6 protein-coding genes are annotated in these 5,363 nt (G+C 65.2%); all 6 read left to right on the top strand.

The window, feature by feature from the left end; all coding sequences use genetic code 11:
* The first annotated feature begins 122 nt into the window (after nucleotides 1–122).
* Nucleotides 123–1,418 carry a glutamate-5-semialdehyde dehydrogenase gene (locus tag AC1D00_RS24850; RefSeq protein ID WP_477012467.1) on the top strand — a complete coding sequence of 432 codons (1,296 nt, stop codon included), beginning with the start codon at nucleotides 123–125 and terminating at the stop codon, nucleotides 1,416–1,418.
* A 23-nt stretch (nucleotides 1,419–1,441) separates the two neighbouring features.
* Nucleotides 1,442–2,086 carry a nicotinate-nucleotide adenylyltransferase gene (locus tag AC1D00_RS24845; RefSeq protein ID WP_027547559.1) on the top strand — a complete coding sequence of 215 codons (645 nt, stop codon included), beginning with the start codon at nucleotides 1,442–1,444 and terminating at the stop codon, nucleotides 2,084–2,086.
* A gap of 208 nt (nucleotides 2,087–2,294) precedes the next feature.
* The gene (rsfS, locus tag AC1D00_RS24840; RefSeq protein ID WP_027547558.1) at nucleotides 2,295–2,651 is read left to right on the top strand and encodes a ribosome silencing factor; all 357 of its coding nucleotides are present in this window, start codon (nucleotides 2,295–2,297) and stop codon (nucleotides 2,649–2,651) included.
* A gap of 95 nt (nucleotides 2,652–2,746) precedes the next feature.
* Nucleotides 2,747–3,229 (top strand): 23S rRNA (pseudouridine(1915)-N(3))-methyltransferase RlmH, encoded by a 483-nt coding sequence (gene rlmH / locus AC1D00_RS24835; protein ID WP_027547557.1) that lies wholly within the window; start codon nucleotides 2,747–2,749, stop codon nucleotides 3,227–3,229.
* Nucleotides 3,230–3,262: 33 nt separating this feature from the next.
* Nucleotides 3,263–4,615 (top strand): murein hydrolase activator EnvC family protein, encoded by a 1,353-nt coding sequence (locus tag AC1D00_RS24830; protein ID WP_477012466.1) that lies wholly within the window; start codon nucleotides 3,263–3,265, stop codon nucleotides 4,613–4,615.
* Nucleotides 4,612–5,363, top strand: a 752-nt coding sequence (locus AC1D00_RS24825; RefSeq protein ID WP_477012465.1) for a S41 family peptidase, incomplete at its 3' end; no start/stop codon positions are given. The genes AC1D00_RS24830 and AC1D00_RS24825, both read left to right, overlap by 4 nt.

Here is a 5,363-nt window from a genome sequence, read left to right as displayed (position 1 = left end):
CGGGGAGCTAGGCCAGTGGCCCAGGCGGCACGGCATCGGGAGACCTGCCATACCCTCCCCGCCCTTCGCAAAAGCGGGATTTCCGTGCTAGGACACCGCCTTAGCAGAAGGTTGAAAACCCCATGGCCGCCCCCCTCAAAGCCGTTGACGGCAATGCCGATCTCCAGGCGCTGATGTCCGATCTCGCCACCCGTGCCCGCGCTGCCGCGCGTGTGCTGGCGCTGGCGCCGCCGGAGCAGAAGAACCGGGCGCTCGAGGCCATGGAGCGGGCGATCCGCGCGAACGCGGCGACGATTCTCGCCGCCAATGCCGAGGACGTTGCGGAGGCGCGCGCCTCCGGCAATGCGACCTCCTCCTTCATCGACCGCCTGACGCTCACATCGGCGCGGGTCGAATCCATGGCCGAGGGTATCGGCATCGTGCGCGGCATCGCCGATCCGGTCGGACTCGTCACCGAGAGCTGGCAGCGGCCGAACGGCATGACCATCGAGCGCGTGCGCGTGCCGCTCGGCGTCGTCGGCGTAATCTTCGAAAGCCGGCCGAACGTTGCAGCCGATGCCGGCGTGCTGTGCCTGAAGTCGGGCAATGCCGTGATCCTGCGCGGCGGCTCGGACAGTTTTCGTTCGTGCCGCGCCATCCATGAATGCCTGGCGCAGGGCCTGCGCGAAGCGGGCCTCCCCGAAGCCGCGATCACGCTGGTGCCGACGCGCGACCGCGCGGCGGTCGGCATGATGCTGTCGGGGTTGAACGGCGCGATCGACGTGATCGTGCCGCGCGGAGGCAAGAGCCTCGTCGCGCGGGTCGAGCAGGAGGCGCGCGTGCCGGTGTTCGCGCATCTCGAAGGTGTCAACCACGTCTATGTCGATGCCAGCGCCGACCTCGCCATGGCGAAGTCGATCGTGCTCAACGCCAAGATGCGGCGCACCGGCGTCTGCGGTGCGGCCGAGACGCTGCTGGTCGATCGCGCAGCTGCCGCAACGAGCCTGAAGCCGCTGGTCGAGATGCTGATCGAGGCCGGCTGCGAAGTGCGCGGCGACGATGCCGTGCAGAAGACCGATGCGCGGGTCAAGCCTGCCAGCGAGGACGATTGGGACACCGAATATCTCGACGCGATCATCGCGGCGAAGGTCGTGGACGGCGTCGACGGCGCGATCGCGCATATCCAGAACCACGGCTCGCATCACACCGACGCGATCGTGAGCGCGGATGAGACTGCCGCGAAGAAATTCCTGAGCGAGGTCGATTCCGCGATCGTGCTGCACAACGCCTCGACGCAGTTCGCCGATGGCGGCGAGTTCGGCTTCGGTGCCGAGATCGGCATCGCCACCGGCCGCTTTCACGCCCGTGGTCCAGTCGGCGCCGAGCAGCTCACGAGCTTCAAATATCGCGTCCACGGCACAGGTCAGACGCGGCCGTAAGTCATGTCGCGAGGCGTGGGGCATTGAGTAACAATTTCGTCGCGCCACGTTTCTTCGCGCAGGCCATTCCGCCCTACACCGAAGGCATGCGCGTCGGCCTGCTCGGCGGCTCGTTCAATCCGCCGCACCAGGCCCATCGCGCGATCAGCCAGTTCGCGCTGAAGCGATTGCAACTCGATCGCGTGTGGTGGCTGGTGACGCCGGGCAATCCGCTGAAGGAGAACGGCAATCTGCACGAGCTCGGCGCGCGCATGCAGGCCGCGCGCGATGTCGCCAGCGATTCCAGGATCGAGGTGAGCTGTCTCGAATCCGTCATTCGCACCCGCTACACTATCGACACGATCAACACCTTGCGCCGCCGCCTCTCGGGCTTGCGCTTTGTCTGGATCATGGGCGCCGATAACCTCGCTCAATTCCACCGTTGGCAGCACTGGCGGCGCATCGCCGACCAGGTGCCGATTGCGGTCATCGATCGCCCGCCGCAGAGTTTTCGTGCCCTCGCCTCGCCCGCCGCTCAGGCGCTTGCGCGCTATCGCCTGCCCGAGAGTGAGGCGGCATTGCTTGCGGATCGGCCGGCGCCGGCCTGGGTCTTCCTGACGGGATTGAAGCTGAACCTGTCCTCGACGGGCTTACGGAACCCGGACGGGAGCTGGAAAGGTCCGAAGTGAGACGGAGTGTGTGGATGGAGTGTGGGCTTGGGGCTCTCTGGCATATTGAAACCCTTAACCCCACATGATGTAGTGTAACCAGTGAGGGCCGGATTCGGCTCTCGCGATACAGTGAAAGGAATGGTCCCTGGCCACATCTGTATTGTCCAAGTCTGTTTTACCCAAGGTTGCTAAGCCTACGCGTAAAACATCGACCAAAGCTGCGGCCTTGAAGGCGCAACCCGACGCCGACAAGACGCTGAGCCTGATCCTCTCCCGCCTCGAGGATATGAAGGCGGAAGAGACGGTCACCATCGACCTTCGCGGCAAATCGGCGTATTCCGACTACATGATCGTCACCACGGGCCGGGCCAACCGGCACGTCGGCGCGATCGCGGAAAACGTCACGAAAAGCCTCAAGGAAAACGGCATCAAGAGCATCCACGTCGAGGGCTTGCCCAATTGCGACTGGGTGCTGATCGATTCCGGCGATGTGATCGTGCACGTGTTCAGACCCGAGGTCCGCGAGTTCTACAATCTCGAGAGATTGTACACGCAGGGCCCAGGGGCGGCGAAGGCGATCTAGGCTCACTGAGCCGATTTCGAATCGGCTGACGCGCATGCTAGCGTCGTGCGCGCGCATATTGCGCGCGGTCTTGAAAACGCGACCCTGAAGATATCATGCGTGTTGCTGTCATTGCGGTGGGCCGGCTGAAGCAGGGCCCCGAACGGGAGCTTGCCGACCGCTATTTCGAGCGGTTCGACGAGGCCGGCCGCAAGCTCGGATTCCGCGAGCTGTCGATCCATGAAATCCCCGAGAGCCGCGCGCGCGACACCGCGACGCGGATGGCCGAAGAGGCTGCGGCGATCTCCGCGCATATCCCGGACAAGTCGATCCTGGTGGCGCTGGACGAACGCGGCCAGAATCTCGATTCAACCGTATTCGCACGGCATCTCGGGCGCTGGCGCGACGAGGGTGCCGGTCATACTATCTTCGTGATCGGAGGGGCGGACGGACTTTCGCCCGAATTGCGCCGTAAGGCCAAGCTCGCGATCGCGTTCGGCTCTGCGACCTGGCCGCACCAAATGGTCCGCGTCATGCTTCTGGAACAGCTTTATCGGGCCGCCACCATCCTGGCCGGCCACCCCTATCACCGCGCGTGATCCGCGCCACAACGAGCACCTTTGCCTAGAGCGATGCGAGCGCCTGTTCTCAACCTGCTGCTGATCGCTGGCCTCACGGGCGCAAGTGTCTTGGACGCAAGTGTCTTGGACGCAAGCCTCGCGCAAGCTCAGACGCCGCCGGCACCGCAGACCGCAGCCGTCTCGCCCGATGAGATCAAGCAGCGCGAGCAGGAGCTGGAGGCCGCGCGCGCCAGACAAAAGAGCGCGGAAGAGGCGCAGGCCAAGCTCAAGGCCGAGATCACCTCGCTCGGCCAGGACCGCACCCAGCTCAACCAGCAGCTGATCGACACCGCCGCCAATGTGCGCGCCGTCGAGACCAAGATCGACGAAGCCGAAGCGCGGCTGAAGACGCTGAACGGCCGTGAGCAGCAGATGCGCACGTCACTTGATTCGCGCCGCGCCGACATCGTCGAGGTGCTGGCGGCCTTGCAGCGCGCCGGCCGKCGCACGCCGCCGGCGCTGCTGGTGCGGCCCGAAGATGCGCTGCAATCGCTGCGCACGGCAATGCTGCTCGGCGCCGTMGTGCCGGAATTGCGCGGCCGCGCCGAAAAGATCGCGAGCGAGCTCGGCGAGCTCGTGGCTCTGCGCAAGAACATCGCCACCGAACGCGATCAGCTCGCCTCCGACCGCGACAGGGTCCGCAGCGACCAGAGCCGGCTCGCCGCCCTGGTCGACGAGCGGCAGCGCCAGCAGGCCGCGCGCGAAAAGGACCTGGATGCCGAGAACTCGCGCGCCATCATGCTTTCAAGGCAGGTCGGCGATCTCCAGGGGCTGATCACCAAGATGGAGCAGGACCTGCAAAGTGCCGCCAAGGCGGCCGAGAAGGCGGCTGAGGCCGCCAGGCAGGCCGAGGCAAAGGCGGCCGCCAGCGCCAAGTCCGGCCCGGCCGCTTTCAAGGACCGCTCCCGGACCACCCCCGCAATCGCCTTCGCGTCCGCCAAGGGCCTGCTGCCTCTTCCGGTTAACGGTAACAAGATCAGGGACTTTGGCGGTTCCGATGGGGTCGGCGGGGTCCAGAAGGGCATTTCGCTCGCGACCAAGCCCGGCTCCCAGGTCACGACGCCGTGTGACGGCTGGGTAGTCTATGCCGGCCCGTTCCGCAGCTATGGACAACTCTTGATCCTCAACGCCGGGGGCGGGTATCATGTCCTGATCGCCGGGATGGAGCGCATTTCGGTCAACATCGGACAGTTTGTGCTCACGGGGGAGCCGGTCGCGACCATGGGGTCGACATCTCAAGTCGCCTCCATTCTCGCCACGAACGCGAGTCAACCTGTGCTGTATGTCGAGTTCCGCAAAGACGGGACTCCAATCGATCCAGGCCCATGGTGGGCCGCAAATGAAGGCGAGAAGGTTCGCGGATGATGCGCAAGACTTCAGTTATCCTCCTCAGCGCCGCCACCGGTGCGGCGCTGACGCTGTTCGTGACCCAGCCGCGCGCGGTCTTCATGGGCTCCAGCGCGCGAGCCGCCACCGCGGACACCTATCGCCAGCTCAATCTGTTCGGCGACGTCTTCGAGCGCGTGCGCTCCGACTATGTCGAGAAGCCCGACGACACCAAGCTGATCGAATCCGCCATCAGCGGCATGCTTACCGGCCTCGATCCGCATTCGAGCTACATGGACGCCAAGAGCTTCCGCGACATGCAGGTGCAGACCCGCGGTGAGTTCGGCGGCCTCGGCATCGAGGTCACGATGGAGGACGGCCTGATCAAGGTTGTCTCGCCGATCGACGACACGCCGGCCTCGCGCGCCGGCATCATGGCCAACGACATCATCACCAATCTCGACGACGAAGCGGTGCAGGGCCTGACCCTGAACCAGGCGGTCGAGAAGATGCGCGGTCCGGTCAACACCAAGATCAAGCTCAAGATCATCCGCAAGGGCCAGGACAATCCGCTCGACGTCACCTTGGTGCGCGACAACATCCGCGTCCGCTCGGTGCGCGCCCGCATCGAGGCCGACGACATCGGCTATATCCGGATCACCACCTTCAACGAGCAGACCACCGAAGGCCTGAAGCGCGAGGTCGCCAACCTCTCGAATCAGATCGGCGACAAGCTGAAGGGCTACATCATCGACCTCCGCAACAACCCGGGCGGCCTGCTCGAGGA

It is taken from the genome of Bradyrhizobium sp. P2_E8 (genome assembly GCF_056403875.1).
The sequence above is the reverse complement of the archived record's forward strand: the minus strand, read 5'-3'. Positions and strand labels throughout refer to the sequence as shown.

Coding starts and splice junctions, on each gene's coding strand:
- AC1D00_RS24850 (WP_477012467.1), top strand. CDS start 123: ATGGCCGCCCCCCTCAAAGCCGTTGACGGCAATGCCGATCTCCAGGCG.
- rlmH (WP_027547557.1), top strand. CDS start 2,747: ATGCGTGTTGCTGTCATTGCGGTGGGCCGGCTGAAGCAGGGCCCCGAA.